This is a genomic window from Streptomyces sp. NPDC008121 (genome assembly GCF_042957155.1).
Lineage (GTDB): Bacteria > Actinomycetota > Actinomycetes > Streptomycetales > Streptomycetaceae > Streptomyces.
In genome coordinates, this window is record NZ_JBIBHT010000014.1 from 33,995 (window position 1) to 49,574 (window position 15,580).

Here is a 15,580-nt window from a genome sequence, read left to right on the forward strand (position 1 = left end):
TGCTGGCGGGGCTGCATGCTCGGTTTGCGTCGCGTTTTGTGGGCTTGGAGGAGATACGCGGTAGCGGCCGGGGCTGCCCCAGGCGCTACCGCGCGTATCTCCTCCAAAGCCCGCAAGCCTGTTTGCTGAGCCCCTAGATGATTACTGCGCAGAGTGACGACGGTGAACTTGCTTGTGGCTGGTTCGAGGGTGCGTGTACCGTCGAAGGCGTATCTGTTGTCGCCGTTGGGAGAGGCAAATGCTCCTCTGAGGTCTGAGACACCGTGCGCCGGGACGTGGCGTGTACGAGTGTGACCTCGGAAGCGAGCTGCCTGCGGGCCCGGCTTTTCTGCCCGGCTCGACTTTTGCTCCGGCGCTTGTCTTTACGAATTCCGCAGTTCTCTGCGGGTGCGGTGTCTCCACAGGCTGGCCACTTTTACAGTTCATACGTGGGAGAAACCCCCTGATGAGCATCCGCACTACCGCACCTGTCCTGTGCACTGGCATGTCGTTCGCCTGGCCGGATGGCACTCAAGTCCTGGACGATCTTTCCTGGGCAGCCGGCGAGGGCAGCACCGGCCTGATCGGACGCAACGGCAGCGGGAAGTCCACCCTCCTGCGGTTGATCGCCGGGTGCCTCCGTCCCGCCTCGGGCACGATCCACGTCGTCGGTACGCCCGGCTACCTGCCGCAGGACCTCACCCTGGACCCGGCCATGCGTGCGGACGAGGTGCTGGGTGTGGCATCCGTCCGCGCCGCCCTGCACGCGATCGAAGCCGGCGATGCCAGCGAGGAGCACTTCACCGCCCTGGGTGACCAGTGGGACGTGGAGGAACGCACCCAGGCTGCCCTGGCCCGTCTGGGCCTCGGTCACATCGGGCTGGACCGCACCGTCGGTGAGATCTCCGGCGGCGAAGCCGTCCTGCTGCGCCTGGCCGCCCTCCTGCTGGCCCGCCCCGGTGTCCTGCTGCTGGACGAGCCGACCAACAACCTCGACCGCCATGCCCGCCACCACCTCTACGACGCGGTCACTAACCACCGGGGCACCGTGATCGTCGTGACCCACGACCGCGAGCTGCTGGAACGCGTCGGCCATATCGCCGAGCTGCGCACCGGCGCCGTGCGCACTTTCGGCGGCAACCTGACCGCGTACGAGAACACCATCGCGACCGAGCAGGAAGCTGCAGAGCGGGCTCATGCCACCGCCCGTGCCGACCTTGCCCGCCAGCGCCGTGACCTGGCTGCCGCGCAGACGCGGCAGGCCCGCAGCGCCCGCTACGGCAAGCAGATGTACGCCGACAACCGCCTGGACAAAGCCTCCGCCCAGACCATGAAGCGCGCCGCCCAGGTCTCGCGAGGCAAACAGCAGGCCGTCCACGACCAGCGCCTCGCCGACGCCAAAGAGCACCTGGACACGGCCGAGGACCGGCTCCGCGACGACGACACCATCCGCATCGACCTGCCCGACACAACCGTCCCGCCTCACCGCACCGTCCTCACCCTCGACCGCACGCGCCTGCGCACCGGCCGCACCATCGACAACCTGTGCGTCCACGGGCCCGAACGCATCGCGCTCACCGGCAGCAACGGCACCGGCAAAACCACCCTCCTGCGCACCATCGCAGGACAGCTCCCGCCCGCGGAGGGCGAGGTTACGGTCCATGTCCCACTGCGCTACCTGCCGCAGCGCCTTGACCTGCTCGACGGCCAGCGGACGATCTTCGACAACGTCGCCCGCCTCAATCCGCACGCCACCGGAAACCAGATCCGCGCCCAGCTGGCCCGGTTCCTGTTCAAGGGCCGCCGCGCCGATCAGCTCGTGGACACGCTGTCAGGGGGAGAGCGCTTCCGCGCCACGCTGGCCGCACTGCTACTGGCCGACCCCGCTCCTCAGCTGCTGCTGCTGGACGAGCCCACCAACAATCTCGACATGGACAGCGTCACCCAGCTCGCCCAGGCGCTCGCCGGCTACCGGGGCGCGCTGGTCGTCGTCAGCCACGACTTCCCGTTCCTTCAGCAGATCGGCATCACCCGCTGGCTGGACCTCGACGCCGACGCGAATGTGGAGGCCTCCGTCATCAGCTGACGGTCCACAACGGCCGCCTCCAGTCCGGGGATCTTCTTTGTGGCCCACGCGTCATGCGGAGGCATCTCGGTGCGCCGCTTCTTCTTCGGGCCCGGAGCCAGCGCCCCCGCGGTCGAGGGGCACCCGATGCTGCACCGCGGGGCGTGCGAGCTGGACCGCCGCCAGTACGGGTTCATCTCCCGGGACGAGGGGATCACCGCGTTCGGGGAGTTCCGAGACGGAGCTGTGCGATATCTGCAAACCGTGGGGAAGCCTCGGGATCGGCAAACCACCACCGCGGCGCCTCCCGGGCCGGCACCCCGTAGGACTGCTCGCCCGGGCGGCACCACGGGGTGCCTACTCGGCGGGGAGCCGGCGGGCCAAGTCGGAGGCGAGCTGCCCGGCGGCCTGGCCCCGGGGCGTGAGGTCGAGCGTCTCCAGCAGGTGCATGTACCCGACGGCGGCCCGCGCCTCGGACGCGGTGAGCAGGGGCAGGCGAAGCTCGTCGGGGTAGTCGCCGGTTACCGGCTCGCAGGTCTCCACGCCTGATCAACCGGTGATTGGTCCGCCAGGACACGACCAGCAGGCAGATTGCTGGTGCACTCCGTGGCATTCAGGAGGCGCGCTTCCGGGTGGGCTTCTTCGCCACGGTCTTTCTGGCGGGCCGTCGTCTTCTTCGCGGGTGCCTTCTTGGCCGCGGTCTTCTTCTTCGGCTTCGTCATCTCGTGCACGGTGGCGTCACCGCCGGCGGTCTCGCCGCGGGACTCTTTGGCCTTCGCCGCCGACTCTGTGAGGGCGGTCATCAGGTCGACGACCTTCCCGGCCGGCGCCGCTTCCTCGCCCACGGTCTTCGGCTGCCGGTGCTCGGCCTTCGCGTCGATCACCTCGACCAGGGCGTTGCGGTAGCGGTCGACCAGCTCCAGGTCCTCCAGGTGCTCGCTGCTCATCGTTTCCATCAGCGCGAGCGCGCCGGCGATCTCCTGCTCGCTCAGCGGGGTCTCGTCGGGGCGTAGCTTGTCGGGAGATCGGTGGCGCCGTCGGCCTCCAGCCGCGCCTTGCGGTCCTCGGCGCTCGTCTCCGCCGTAGCTGACTGCGGAGGTCTGGGGCTCGCCGCCTCCTGCTGGCGTCCACGTGATTCGGTAGTTCACCATCGCTGCTCTGCCGGGGTGTGCCCGGCGGTCGGCATCGGCTTCGAGGTGATGGGCGCCCGCCGGGCTGGTACAGACTCGCACGCGGCACTGACAACGCCGCCCGGGTCAGGGCGGTCAGGTGCCCTGGGTGCCCGGCCGGTGGGGCTCGAGTTGTTGGAGTGAGATGGCTGCGGCGGCCGTCGGGGGTGACGACTTGGTACGGGATGCGCGTGCGGCGTCCGGGGGCGGCGGCGCGCGGCGGCGAGAGCCTAAGAACGGCATACCGCGGTCAACAGGTCCGAAGCGCTGGCGGACACTACTGCTTCCCGCGCTTGGCCCATCGCGCGTATCGCGCCTGTCTCGTTGATCAGCCCGGACAGGGCCTGGAACCGGGCCCTGGAGAGGAAGTGACGTCGTGGCGGTCAGCCGTACGAGGAAAAAGAAGGAGACCAGAACCGGACCGCCCCTGCGTGGGAGGGCCGCTCCGTCTACGCCCTGAGCGCTGAGGCCACCGCAGCCGGCGGCCCGTCGTCCAAGAACATGGCGGTGGGACATCGGGCAGCGGAAGGCGACCGGGTGTGGTGCGACAGGCACCCTGGTGCCTCGGTGCGCGTACGGCAGGCGCTGCCCGATGAGTACGACCACCGGCCCTTCGGCCGTGACTCCCCCGCCCCGAACGAGAAGATCGCCGTGGTCGTGGTGCTGCGACACCGCTGGGCCTGGGCCGGGCTGATCTCAGCCCTGGCACGACACCCCGGACAGGTCGAGGAAGCCATCGCGCTCCTCCTGCCCCGGCTCTCCAGCCACGAGGTGGAGCAGGTCAGTTGGGACTGGGATCCCGACCGCTACACCCGCACCGCCACGGACGCACCGGCCCCGCCCGTGCCGCAGGACCTGTCGACGCTGTCCTGGGAGCCTGCCTGACTCCGCTCGCCGCGTACCTGCTCCACCCGGAGCTTGAAGAGGGCTGGGCGGCCCTGTCCGAGTTCTCGAAGGACTGGTCACTGGACCTGGCGGGCCTCAGCGGCTGGACGATGCTGGCCCGGTGCCCCGAGCGGTGGGCGGAGCTCGCCGCGCACCCCACGCTCGGGGCGGCCAGCCGGCGGTCGCCGCCACGGCCAGGCGGAGTCGGCGTGCCGCATGCCTGAATGGTGAAAGCGATCACGGCTGTAAACGGCGTAGTTGCGCGGTGGAGTTCCCGCACGCGGGTACGCTGCATCCCGCGATCACCTCCCATCAGGTGGATCGTGCGGACGGGCATCCCGTCCGAGAGTCCTCCAGGGCCGTGCCCGGCCCGGGAGGACTCTTTGCTGCCAGCGGTCACTTCTGTGATCACCCTAACCCCCTGTGACGACATAGGAATAAGGGGGAAACGCTGCGTGCCCGAATTGCCGCGTCCGTCGAACGGGAGACGCGGCCCGTGTGAGGTGACTCCCATGGTGTGGACACTCTGGCAATGGATCTTGCAGGTCCGAGGAGGGGTGTCCTGGTGGGACGGAAGTCTCCGTATCCGGTGGAGTTCAGGAACGACGCGGTGGCGTTGTACCGCGCGGGGGGCGGGAAGCGGACGTATGCCGCTGTCGCCGCGGACGTCGGGGTGAGCGGCGAGACGCTGCGCAGTCGGGTCAGGCAGGCCGACGAGGTCGCCGACCGTGGGCATGTCCGTGGCCGGCGAGGCGGCGGAAAACCGGGACGAGGAAATGGTGAGGCTCCAGGCCGAACTCGGCCGGTTGCGCAAGGCCGGGAAGGAGCGGGAACTCGAGCGGGAGATCCTGCGCCGGGCGGCTCAGTATTTCGCCAAGGAGATGAGGGCATGACCGGCCGCTGGAAGGCCCCCGGCCGGAATCCTCCCCGGCGAGCTCCGGCGAGCTGCAGCGGGCGACCGCACCACGAGGCCCGTCACCTCCTGCGCCGGGACGCGCCGAGCGGTGGCATCAGCGCCGGCAGCGGCACCCGGCCGGGCCGGGCCGGGTGCCGCTGTCAGAGGAGCGGCACGGCGAAGGCACTGCCGAGGATGGGCGCGCCTGAGCGCCGCTCGCAGGATCAGCGTCGAGCGGCGCTCCGGATGTGAGCCGGTCAGCACATGACGGAGTCGACCCGGGTGGAGTTGTACGAGCAGGTGTCGACCTTGGCGCCGTTGCTGCGCTTGAGGGTGGCGGTGTCGCGGTCGTTGTTCCACACGTAGGCGGCGCGCTGCTGGTAGAGGTTGGCCGCGGTGTTGGTGCCCTTGCCGGTGCGGATGGTCACGGTCTTGCCCTTGCCGAGGCTGAAGTTGCCGAGGGTGTACTTGTGGTTCGACGCGTCGGTGAGCGTCCACCCCCGCAGGTTGACCGCGGCTGTTGTGGTGTTGCGGACGACGACGTACTCCCCGTTCAGGCTTGCGTTCGTCCGGGTGTCGCTGCCCGGGCTGTCGTAGTAGATCTTGTAGAGGTGGACCGAGCCGGCCGCCTGGGCGGGTGCGGGCAGGGCGAGCAGGCCGGCGAACGCCGCCGTCGTGACGGCGGCGGCAGCGGTACGCGTACGGAGCATGGATGTCCCTTGGTGCAGGTGATGAGAGAAGCCGGGCACCTCCCCACTTCGCGGGCCCGGCAGTTGATCACCGTACAGAGCACTGGCCCCCGCATCGCACCGAGTTACCAAATCAGGACCAACCGAATTTCCGTGCGAACACCGGCGGCGGGGCGGCAGGCCCGTTACCCGGTGAACCTCGTCCCCATGCGGCTGAGCGATCGGCGAAACCGCTAGTCAACAGCGGGTTTTGACCGGTATCGAGGCGTTCGTGATCAAGAACCTTGCCCGCGGCCTCGCCGCGCTCTCCCTCGCCCTCACCCCGCTCGCCGCCCCGGCCGCCGCGCACGCCGCCCCCGCGGGCAGCGCGGTCCTCGCCCTGGCCGACGCGCTCGCCGAACTCCCCCTCGCGGACGAAGACCGCGCGAGGCGGACGCGCTGAAGGTCTACGCCGAAGGCCCCTGCGAAACCTCCGTCGTCCGCTACACCCCCGCCCCGTAAGGCCATCGCACCGGCCCGTGCCCACAGGCCGCCCGGGTCGTTGACCACGGCGAAGCGATTCGCACCGCTTCCTCCAGCGGGCCTCTTCCACCGCCAAGGCGAGAGGCCCGCCCCCGGCCCCGCCGGCCACAAGCCGGCGGGGCCGGCGCCTTGCCCCTGGCCATGACGTCCCGGTGGCGGTCAGCGGCGGTACTCATAGCGCAGCAGCCGGGAGCGTGCCTCCTCCACCGTGGTGCCCAGGGCCTCGGCGACCTGATGCCAGGACACCTCCGCCCCGCGGACCGCGAGATACGCCGCCGGCGACCCGACCGCCCCGGCCATCGCCTCCAGCCGGCCCGCCGCCTTCACCGCGGCGAGCGGGGCATCGTCAACCAGCTGCTCCAGGCGCCGCCGCAGCTCGTGCAGCAGGTCGCTCACCTCCGCCGGCAACGGGACCGACCGCCCCTCCACGTCCTCAAGGTGGGACTCCCAGTCCCGCTCGGCCTCCGACGTGTCGTACGCGTACGGATCCCGCCGCACCACGCTCTCCCAGTCGATCGGGTACGCCGCCGCCCCGCGCCATCCGCACGCACACCTGGCCCTGATCCGCTCCGCACGCGGCGCGCCCAGCGTGCCGTCGTAGACCCACCAGTCCGTGGACTCGTGAACGTGACCGCCGCTGCCCGCACCGAAGCACGCCGGCCCCGGCTCACTCCCGTCCGCCAGCAGCACACCCACCGTGCCCTCGTGCGCCGGGAACCCGTCCCTCTTCCACCCCATGACCCCTCCTCCTCCGTACGCCAGCAGCCGCCACCATGCGGCACACGACCGCTCCGCGTCAGCAGAACAGGCGAGAACTACCCGCACGTGGTGCGAATACCGGAGACATATGCCAGAACGGGTCGGCGGCGTCAGCCGCCGGCAGGCGCGGCTGCTCAGCCGGTGGTCAGCTCGAAGGCGTGGGCCTGCGTGGGGGCCCTGTTCTCGTAATAGCTACGGCCAACGGACATCAGCCGCGGGCTGGCCAAGTCCTCCAGCTGCGACCCTTACGACAAGTCCCACTGACCACTGACACGCTCGCAGTCGAAGGCGGCATCCGGTGCGCTGCACGCCGCTCGCCGATGTGCAGCGCCATCGACGGAGCGACGAACGCGCGTCGCGGCCAGTACGTCGCCCGCAACGCACGCTTAGTCATGCCCGCGGCAGCTGCGGGCCTGCGCTCAGGCGGTGGTGTGGTTGCCCTGGCGTGCGGTGAGCGCGGCCTCGGCGCTGGGGTGGGCGGGCAGGAAGGTGTCCATCCCGGTGACGCTGAGCAGGCGGCCCAGTCGGTCGGGGATCGCCGCCAGGGTCAGGGACCCGTCGGCGTCCTTGGCGCAGCGCCAGATGCCGACCAGGGCTCCCAGTCCTGAGGAGTCGCAGAAGGTGACGCCCGACAGGTCGGCGATCAGGTCGGGGTGTCCGGCTGCGATGAGTTCCAGTGCGCGGGACCGGGCGGCGGATGCGGTGGCGACGTCGAATTCGCCGGACAGTGCGATCACGGCCAGGGCGCCGTCGGTGTGCGGGACGTCGATGCGGAATGCGTCGGTCATGGGCGTCGGTTCTCCTGCCCGACGGAGACGTCGGCGGGTGCGGTCGGGGCGGCGGCGCTGTGAGCGGTGGTGGTGATGCCGGCGGGGACGGCATCAGGGGTGGGAACGGACAGGGCCAGCAAGGCCACGTCGTCGCGTTCGGTGTCGGGGAGGGTGCCCAGGAGCGCGACGGTGTCCTCGATCAGGGCGCCGGCACTGACCGCCACCGGCCGCTGGGCCAGGAAGTCGGTCAGGCCCGTGTCGGCGAGCATGTCGCCGTCGGCGGTGCGGGCCTCGGTCAGACCGTCGGTGTAGAGCAGCAGTCCCTCGCCGGGTGCCAGGTGCAGGGTGCGTGAAGCGAAGGCGGCTTCGGCGAACGCGCCGACCAGCATGCCGCCCTTGGCGCGGGCCGCCTCGACCCGCACGCCGCCGCCCTCGGCGGGGGTGAGGTGGTAGGCGGGCGGGTGGCCGCCGGTGGCCAGCGTGACAGTGAAACCGCCGTCCTGGGCGGGGTCCAGCAGGCCGAAGACGGCGGTGCAGAAGCGGGTGCCGACCGCCGCGTCCAGCAGCAGCGCCGTGTTCAGAGCCTGCAGCGCGGCTGTCGGGTCCGCGTCGACGAGGGCCGCGGCCCGCAGCGTGTAGCGGGTCAGCGAGGTGACCGAGGCGGCTTCAGCGCCCTTGCCGCACACATCGCCCAGGAAGAACGCCCACCGGCCCCCGCCGACGGGGAAGACGTCGTAGAAGTCGCCGCCCACTTCCTGCGGGGAGGCGGTCTGGTAGTGGCAGGCAAGCTCCAGGCCCGGTACCGCAGGCAGCGCGGGAGGCACCAGGGTGCGCTGCAGGGTGGAGGCGAACGCGGCGATGGCCGCCTTGTCCCGCTCCGCCCGCTGCCGGGCCTCTTCCTCCGCCCGGCGCTTGTCCTGTTCGACCCTGCGGCGCTCCTGCTCGGCGCGCACCACGTGCAGGGCGGACAGCCGCAGCTCCAGCTGGTCACGCACGACTGCGGCCAGGTCCGCAAGCGTGGCCGAATCCGCCTCGTTGATCTCGCGGGGGCGGGTGTCCAGGACGTTGACCGTGCCCAGCCGGTACCCGTCGGCGGTGATGATCGGAGCGGCGGCGTAGAACCGTACCCCCATCGGGCCGGCGACCAGCGGGTTGGAGCAGGCGACCGGATCCAGCATGGTGTCGGGGATGACGGTGGTGTCATCGGTGAGCACCGCCGAGGCGCACAGGCCGGGATCGCGGCCTATCTCGCTGACGCCTTCCAGCCCGTGCGTGGCTTTGAACCAGATCCGGTCCTCGTCCACGATCGTCACCGTCGCCACCGGCGCCCCGAACAGCCGCGCTGCCAGCGCCGCGACTCGGTCGTAGGCAGCGTCCGGAGGGGTGTCGAGAATGTCATAACGGCGCACCGCCGCCATCCGCGCCGCCTCGACCGCCGCGGCCAGAGGCCCGCTCGGTGCTATCGCAGGCGGACTCGCTTGCTCCGGCATGTTCCTCGTCTCGTCATCCCCCCAGGAAGGCACTGGCCGGACAGCCAGCAATCCGGAACCCTACCGAACGCCCCAGCGCCCTCCGACCCCGACGAGCTTGGTGGAACGGTAGCCGGGGCACCGACCGCAACTGAGCCCCCGAGGCCGGCTGGGCGCCGAAGCCGCGGACCACCAGGGCCGGGATGCCGTACCGCGCGAGCCAGCCGGTGAGGAGTTGGCGGACAGTGTCCTTCTCCGCAGCGGCATAGTGCGCCTGCGCCGGCCGTCTCGCTGCCCCGGCCTGCCTCGAGGAGCACAAGTCGCGCCTCGGAGGGCGGGACGGGAGCCGGGGTGATTCCGAGTGCCCTCTCGCGCTCCAGGCGCGCGACAGCCAACGCGTCTTCGAGGTGCAGGGCGCCGCGGCATCCCGCGTCCGGGGCGTGACCCGGACCACGCCGCCGCCATCGAGCACATCCTCGGCCACCAGTGCTGACAGCCCGGAAAACACCACGGTTACAGGAGAGTTGACGTCACTTGTGCCCCTGATCCCAGGCGGAGACGCAGCGTCACCACCGACTACGGAACAGAGCCGTCTACTGGACAGATCGGCTGACCCCCGCCGGGAAAGACAAGCTGCAGTGCCCGTCCTCATCCGGGGAGGGCACTGCAGGCTATGCCTGTGCTGATGCTGCAGGTGCAGGAATTTTCCCCTTTTCTGCTGGTGCAGGGGTGCAGGTCAGCGGTTGACGCGGGTGACGAGTGCGTCAGCGTTGTTGCCCCAGTTGGGTTCCTGGGTCTGGGATCCGGCTGCTGCTGCTGCCAGGATGCTGGTGCCGCCGGGGGCGTTGGCCTTCACGGTGGCGGTGAAGGTGGCCTGCTGGCCGGGCGCCAGGTCGGCGGTGGTCTTCCACAGGGTTCCGCTCAGGCTGCGGTATGTGCCGGACTGTGCGGCAGGAGTAGTGGACTGGACCTGGGTGTAGCGGCTGGTGCCCAGTACCGCGCTGATGTCCTGGGCCGTGCCGGGGCCGTTGTTCGTTGCCACCAGGGTGTAGGTGAACGTGCCGTTGCGGTTCACGGTCGGCGGGCCCTGCAGGTCGAGGGAGACATCGGCCGGACCGGCCGGGGCGGGCGCCTCGTAGGTGATGGTGATGCGCGGGGCTCCATCCGCCTGCGCGCGGAGTCCGTCACCAGGAGGCAGGAGGGATGCGCCGCCGCCTCCGCCGCCGCCCGCACCGAAGACAGGGAAGCCGAGGAAGCTGCCTCCGCCGCCACCGCCGTAGATGCCGCCGCCACCGCCGCCTCCCCCGTTGGCTCCGCCTGCTCCGCCGGTGCCGAGGGTGCCGGGCGCGCCGCCCGGGATTCCTCCTGCACCGCCGTCGGCGGTACTGCCGGCCTGCCCGCCGGTACCGCCGCTGCACGACCCGTCAGCCCCGGCCTGGCCCGCACGGCCACCGGGGCTGCCCTGGGCGCAGCCGCCGGTTTCAGTCTCCAGGGAGGAGCCTGCCCCGCCGCCGCCGGCGGCAACTATGAGGCGTGAGCTGAGATCGGAGGGCTCCGTGCGGATATCGGAAGCGCCGCCGCCGCCGCCGCCGAAGCCGCCGCCTGCGCCTGCTCCGCCGTTGGACCCGCCGGTGCACTCCGCACCCGGGATGCAGCTGCTGCCGCCGGATGCATCGCCGCCGACTACCGCGGTCAGCTGCTGGCCGGACGTCAGGCCCGTAAGAGTGCCATTGACGAGGTCCCCCGTGCCTCCGGGGCTTCCAGTCCGCTCGGCTCCGCCGCGGCCTCCGACCGCTTCAACCGATATCTGCGTAACACCTTCGGGTACCGTGAAGGTATGCGCCCCGGGAGCAGAGAAGGTCTGGGTCACCGGTGCCGCTGATGCCGGAGCGGCCGGAGTAAATGCCCAGGCCGAAGCCCCCGCCAGCAGAACCGCGCTCACTGCAGCCGCAGGCCGCTCATACCAGCGGGCCCGGCGCCGGGAAGTCATATCGCTTTCCACTGCATGTGCCATGGATGTCACATCCTTTAGCTGCCCCAGGGCGCTGTGAGGGCGGAAATGCTGCGTTCCCCCGGCGCCGTCTCGCGGGGCCAGTCCGGTCGTCCATCCTTTCAGCTTCAACCACCGAAAGAAAGGGATACATCGCACAAATCGCGCACACTGTGCGGATGGTTACGTGCAGTAAGAACGTCCGCCCGTAGGCCATCGGATGCGGGGTGCGGGGGGCGTGTGCTCCAGCGGTAGTGGGTCCATGCCTGGCGATCAGGTGGCGGACGGTGACGAATATGCAGGCCAGGGCGATGCAGAACCCGATGGCGTTCTTTCGTCGCCCGGTGCAGCGGCGGAGTGTGCCGAAGTTACCGGTGGCGGGCCGGCTCGGACAGGCGGGCCGGCCGGGCCCGGGCGGACGCCGGGCTCGCCGAACGCATCACCGGGATCCATCGGGAATCGGACGGCACCTACGGGGTCCCACGCGTCACCGCCGAAGGGACGCCGGCAGACCGGTCAGCCATAAGCGCGTCGAGCGCGTCATGCGCACGTTCAGCATCATCGGGCTGCACCTGCGCAAAAAGGTCCGCACCACCGTCCCCGAACCAGCGACGGCACCGGTGCAGGACCTGCTGCAGCGCGACTTCACCGCCGAACTGTTGAACACCAGGTACGTCGGCGACATTTCCTCTGTCTCGCCACGGTGCTGGACCTGTGCTCGAAACGCCTGGCGGGCTGGTCGATCCCTGACCACATGCGTAACCGACGCGCTCAGGGCCGCCGCGGCTGCCCGCGGAGACGGCGGCCTGCACGGGGCGGTCTTCCACAGCGGCAACGGGGCCCAGTACGTATCGAAGGAGTCCGCCCAGGTCTGAACGGAGCTCGGCGTGACCAGATCACGCGGCGCAGTGGGCACCAGCGCAGACAACGCTGCGGAATCTCTGAACGCGACCATGAAACGCGAGACGCTGCAAGGGCGAAACGGTGGAACGGAGCCCGTGAGGCCCGCCTCGCTGTCTTCCGATGGACGACCCGCTACAACACCCGCCGACGGCACTCCTGCCTCGGCCAGATCAGCCCGGTCACTACGAGCAGCGATCAACTACGCTGGCCACCGCCGCATAACAACCGGTGTCCACGATCACGGGGAAAGCACCGACCTCTCCGAGAGGGTCCATGCCCTCGCGCTCGGGGCCTATGACCGCATAGTTGGCCCCGGGCTGAGCGAGATCCCGGTGGACGGCTGCATCACCAAGGCCCCGTCCGGTGGCGACAAGGCCGGGCGGTCACCGGTGGACCGGGGCAAGCAGGGGCTGAAACGCTCCGTCGCGTCCGACGCCTGCGGTGTTCCGCTCGGCCTGGTCTCCGCCGGCGCGAACCGGCACGATTCGCCCCTGCCCGGCCCCGCATCGGATGCGGCGAAGGGGCAGGTCGGCGCGATACCGGAGACGGTGAACGTCAGCCTCGACCGGGGCTAGGACAGCGTCAAGTCCCGTTTGCTGATAGCCGAGTTGGGTTACACGGCCGAGATCACGCGCAAGGCAGTACCCGCCCCAATTTCAAGCAGGCAAGCGCTGGGTGGCCGAGCGCACCCACTCGTGGACGAACGACCACGGCAAACTCCGGCGCTGCACCGAAAAGAACGTCGACTCCACCCACAAACGCATCTACGGCCGGACCAGACAGGGTGCCGAGTACGGCCGGTTCAAAGGCATACGCACCCTGCTCGCCACGATCTGCACCTCGCACTCCAGGCCGGTGATCGCCGGGGTCCGGATGCGCCGCGGGAAGGCAGCCGATTCCCGCGGCGCCTCGAAATCCGTCAGTGAAGCCCTGGCCACCGCCGCCGAGGCCGGCTGCACCGGCACCCGCATCCTGCGCGCGGACTCGCAGTTCTACAACGCTGGTGTGATCGCCGCCTGCCGCCGGGCCGGAGCCCGTTTCTCGCTCTCCTGCGGCATGAAGCCCTCCATCAGGCGGGCCGTCCTGGCCATCCCCGGCCAGGCCTGGCAGCAGATCAGCTACCCCACCGCCGTGCCCGGCCCCGACACAGCGTCGCGGTCTCGCTCGAGGCCGCGGGTGAAGGCGTGCAGGCGCGGCAGGTCGGCAGTACGGATCTGGGCGATCCAGTGTCCGAGTGCGGCGGCGTTCTCGGGGTGAGGCTTCAGAAGCGGGGCGAAATTCCGGACGGCGGCGGCTAAGACCAGCATCAACACCCCCAAACACCACCACTGTCCCTCACCCCACTGTCAAAAACCGAGAGTCGCAGCGGGGGAGAAGGATGTAGGGCAGATCGATATCGCTTCGAATCCGTTCAGCCGATCAGCGGCCTCTTCAAGGTTTTCGTAGTGAGCGGAAAGTCCGGGAACGCGGTCGCATCCGCATCTAACGTGCAGGACGCGGGCGGGCGTGAGTTCGTCGTGCCCCAGGCGCACGGCTGGTACTGGGGGCAAGCCGAGGAGGTCTACCCGATTACGCGTGACGCGCGCCACGTGTTCCATGCGGAGCTTGGCGAGCTGGCTCAGAGCGCTGCGAACGGTGTCGATCTTCCTAGGGCCCGGCTCACCGAGAATCTGGCGGTGGCCATCTACATCGCGAACGGTGTACCAAGTTTCGTCTGTGACTGCACTGGGCGTGCGGAGCACGGCGTATGTGGTGTCGCTGAAGATGAGGTGGTCCGGAACTTCGGGAAATGATCCGGGTACGGTGAAGAACTCGCCCTCACAGCCGAACAACGCTTCGGCCGTGGCCATAACTGTTTCAGGGTCATGCGGCGGGAGCGCAGGCCGGGTTCGTGTCAGGAACGGCAGGTGCCCCAGACGGAAATCGCGCTCTCGCATCGGGTACAGCCTTTCACCGGGAAACGACAAGGGACTGGCCAACGAGTTGGCGGTCAGGCGTGGCAGCAGCATAAGGCGAGCTCTGGCCGTGCCGGTCGCCAACTCCGCCGCTCTTTGCCTGCCCGAGCTCATCGCTGCCGCCGGCGGCGACATGGACGCCTCCGGCAGTCCCGGCCGCCTGGCCGGCTTCGCATGCCAGATCCCCAGACCGGCCGCGTCAGCACCCTGCCCGAAGCGGCAGGCGGCAACGAACAGTTTGCACCGCGACCGGAGTTGGTACCAGCGGGCTTGACGCAGCACAACGGCATGGCAGGGCTCCTGGGGCAACGGTCTGGCTTCGCAACCGCTGCTGTTACAGGAGTCCTGTCATGCATTCACCTCTTCGCCACGAACGTGACTCTCCACTTACCGTCACCGGTTCTCAATCAGGCACTTACAGTCCCGGCTGGGGGCACTGCAGCGGGCGGGCGCCTGCTGAGCCGCGGGGCCGGCGGCCTTCCGCAGGGGGAAGTCAGGTGCGGAAAAGGGTTGGCAGAAGGCGCAGGGCGTTCCCGCGGTTGATGCTGCTGCGTTCCAGCTCACCAAGGCCGGGATCGTTGTCCAGAGCGGGGGCTGTCACCTCGGTTACGACGCGGGTGGGGGTGGGGGGCCAGTCGCTTCCGTACAGGATGCGCGAGGAGCCGGCGGCGGCCAGAAGGGTCGGGGTGGCCGTCGGGGACATGGGTGCGGCAGTGTCGTAGTAGAAGCGGTGCAGATAGTCGTAGACACGTCCCGGGTCGACCGCTGGTGTGAGCTGGCGGGCGAAGATGCTGGCTCTGTCTGCCATGTAGGGAAGGTAGCCGCCGCCGTGCGGGAGGATGAAGGTGAGCTGCGGGAATCGGTCCAGCGTGCCGTTCATGATCAGGTTGAGTGCGGCGCGCGTGGTGTCCATGAGGAAGTCGCACAGGAAGGGGGGCACGCCGGCGGGTGTGCCGGTGCTGCTGACTTCCATGGGGTGGGTGCTGATGACGGCAGAGCGCTCGTTGAGTTCTGCCATGAGCGGGTCGAGTTCGGGGTCGCCCAGGTAGGTGTGTCCCATGCTGGTGCGCGCGCTGACTCCGACTGCGCCGAGCTGGTCCATTCCGTGGGCGAAGGACCAGCGGGAGAGTTCGGTGTCGTCGAGGAAGACGGGGGCGAAGAAGGCAAAGCGCCCGGCGTGTCTTCTCGTCAGATCGCTTGCGGCTTCGAGGGCGACCCGTGTGCTTTCTCTGCGTGTTGCTGCCTCTTTGATACGCCCGAGCATGGCAACGGTAAGAATGCTGGTGCTGGTGCCAGCCTGGTTCATCAGATCCAGGGCGGCGGATTCGTCCCAGCGGGTCCAGGGCGGCAGTTTGCTGCGGTCGGCGATCCCGCGTGCTTCGGCCCACTGCACCCACTGGGGGGCGGTGTAGTGGTGGTGGACGTCGATCCGTCCGTTGCGGGGTCCGCCGTCGTCTGAGGGGGCGGGAAGAGCCGTGTCGCCGTGCGGTGGCAGTGGGGTGGTTTCGGTGTTCATGAGGGGCTCCCTGC

General features: G+C 69.7%; 13 protein-coding genes and 3 pseudogenes. 6 read left to right on the plus strand and 10 right to left on the minus strand.

Annotated elements, in window-relative coordinates; translation table 11 throughout:
- Positions 1–445 precede the first annotated feature (445 nt).
- Positions 446–2,065, plus strand: coding sequence for an ATP-binding cassette domain-containing protein (locus ACFZBD_RS32090; RefSeq protein WP_391146566.1), 1,620 nt, complete (start codon positions 446–448; stop codon positions 2,063–2,065).
- Between the two features lie 336 nt (positions 2,066–2,401).
- Here ACFZBD_RS32090 and ACFZBD_RS32095 read toward each other — a convergent pair whose 3' ends face one another.
- Both ACFZBD_RS32095 and ACFZBD_RS32100 read right to left on the minus strand, forming a co-directional pair.
- Entirely contained in the window at positions 2,402–2,587 is a 186-nt protein-coding gene (locus ACFZBD_RS32095; protein WP_391146568.1) for a hypothetical protein, read from the minus strand.
- Complete coding sequence (locus tag ACFZBD_RS32100) at positions 2,566–3,195, minus strand: hypothetical protein (protein ID WP_391146572.1); 630 nt, start codon at positions 3,193–3,195, stop codon at positions 2,566–2,568. Before ACFZBD_RS32100 ends, ACFZBD_RS32095 begins: the two co-directional genes overlap by 22 nt.
- 585 nt (positions 3,196–3,780) lie before the next feature.
- Between ACFZBD_RS32100 and ACFZBD_RS32105 the strand changes: the two genes are divergently transcribed.
- Together ACFZBD_RS32105 and ACFZBD_RS32110 are read left to right on the plus strand one after the other, a co-directional pair.
- Positions 3,781–4,098 (plus strand): hypothetical protein, encoded by a 318-nt coding sequence (locus ACFZBD_RS32105; protein ID WP_391146575.1) that lies wholly within the window; start codon positions 3,781–3,783, stop codon positions 4,096–4,098.
- Between the two features lie 728 nt (positions 4,099–4,826).
- Positions 4,827–4,991 (plus strand): hypothetical protein, encoded by a 165-nt coding sequence (locus ACFZBD_RS32110; protein ID WP_391146578.1) that lies wholly within the window; start codon positions 4,827–4,829, stop codon positions 4,989–4,991.
- 259 nt (positions 4,992–5,250) lie between these two features.
- Here the strand turns inward: ACFZBD_RS32110 and ACFZBD_RS32115 are convergent, their stop codons facing one another.
- The gene (locus ACFZBD_RS32115; protein WP_391146580.1) at positions 5,251–5,703 is read right to left on the minus strand and encodes a lamin tail domain-containing protein; all 453 of its coding nucleotides are present in this window, start codon (positions 5,701–5,703) and stop codon (positions 5,251–5,253) included.
- A 250-nt stretch (positions 5,704–5,953) separates the two neighbouring features.
- On the opposite strand from ACFZBD_RS32115, the gene ACFZBD_RS32120 reads away from it, so the two are divergent.
- Complete coding sequence (locus ACFZBD_RS32120) at positions 5,954–6,124, plus strand: hypothetical protein (protein ID WP_391146583.1); 171 nt, start codon at positions 5,954–5,956, stop codon at positions 6,122–6,124.
- A gap of 239 nt (positions 6,125–6,363) precedes the next feature.
- Here ACFZBD_RS32120 and ACFZBD_RS32125 read toward each other — a convergent pair whose 3' ends face one another.
- The 4 genes from ACFZBD_RS32125 to ACFZBD_RS32140 form a co-directional block, all read right to left on the minus strand.
- Positions 6,364–6,942, minus strand: coding sequence for a hypothetical protein (locus ACFZBD_RS32125; RefSeq protein ID WP_391146586.1), 579 nt, complete (start codon positions 6,940–6,942; stop codon positions 6,364–6,366).
- A 440-nt stretch (positions 6,943–7,382) separates the two neighbouring features.
- A complete protein-coding gene (locus tag ACFZBD_RS32130; protein ID WP_391146589.1) occupies positions 7,383–7,751 on the minus strand; it encodes an anti-sigma factor antagonist in 369 nt (122 codons plus the stop codon).
- On the minus strand, positions 7,748–9,151 hold the full coding sequence (locus ACFZBD_RS32135) for a SpoIIE family protein phosphatase (protein WP_391146591.1): 1,404 nt from the start codon (positions 9,149–9,151) through the stop codon (positions 7,748–7,750). Before ACFZBD_RS32135 ends, ACFZBD_RS32130 begins: the two co-directional genes overlap by 4 nt.
- A 787-nt stretch (positions 9,152–9,938) precedes the next feature.
- Positions 9,939–11,216 (minus strand): hypothetical protein, encoded by a 1,278-nt coding sequence (locus ACFZBD_RS32140; protein WP_391146592.1) that lies wholly within the window; start codon positions 11,214–11,216, stop codon positions 9,939–9,941.
- Positions 11,217–11,561: 345 nt separating this feature from the next.
- Here ACFZBD_RS32140 and ACFZBD_RS32145 point away from each other — a divergent pair.
- Together ACFZBD_RS32145 and ACFZBD_RS32150 are read left to right on the plus strand one after the other, a co-directional pair.
- A pseudogene (locus ACFZBD_RS32145) lies at positions 11,562–12,317 on the plus strand (IS3 family transposase); the annotation flags it as partial.
- A pseudogene (locus ACFZBD_RS32150) lies at positions 12,278–12,833 on the plus strand (IS5/IS1182 family transposase); the annotation flags it as partial. The pseudogenes ACFZBD_RS32145 and ACFZBD_RS32150, both read left to right, overlap by 40 nt.
- A 407-nt stretch (positions 12,834–13,240) precedes the next feature.
- Here ACFZBD_RS32150 and ACFZBD_RS32155 read toward each other — a convergent pair.
- From ACFZBD_RS32155 to ACFZBD_RS32165, 3 genes and pseudogenes are all read right to left on the minus strand, one after another.
- Positions 13,241–13,402, minus strand: a pseudogene (locus ACFZBD_RS32155) (ISL3 family transposase); the annotation flags it as partial.
- A gap of 39 nt (positions 13,403–13,441) precedes the next feature.
- On the minus strand, positions 13,442–14,134 hold the full coding sequence (locus ACFZBD_RS32160; RefSeq protein ID WP_391146594.1) for a hypothetical protein: 693 nt from the start codon (positions 14,132–14,134) through the stop codon (positions 13,442–13,444).
- Between the two features lie 409 nt (positions 14,135–14,543).
- Entirely contained in the window at positions 14,544–15,566 is a 1,023-nt protein-coding gene (locus ACFZBD_RS32165; RefSeq protein ID WP_391146596.1) for an amidohydrolase family protein, read from the minus strand.
- Positions 15,567–15,580 lie beyond the last annotated feature (14 nt).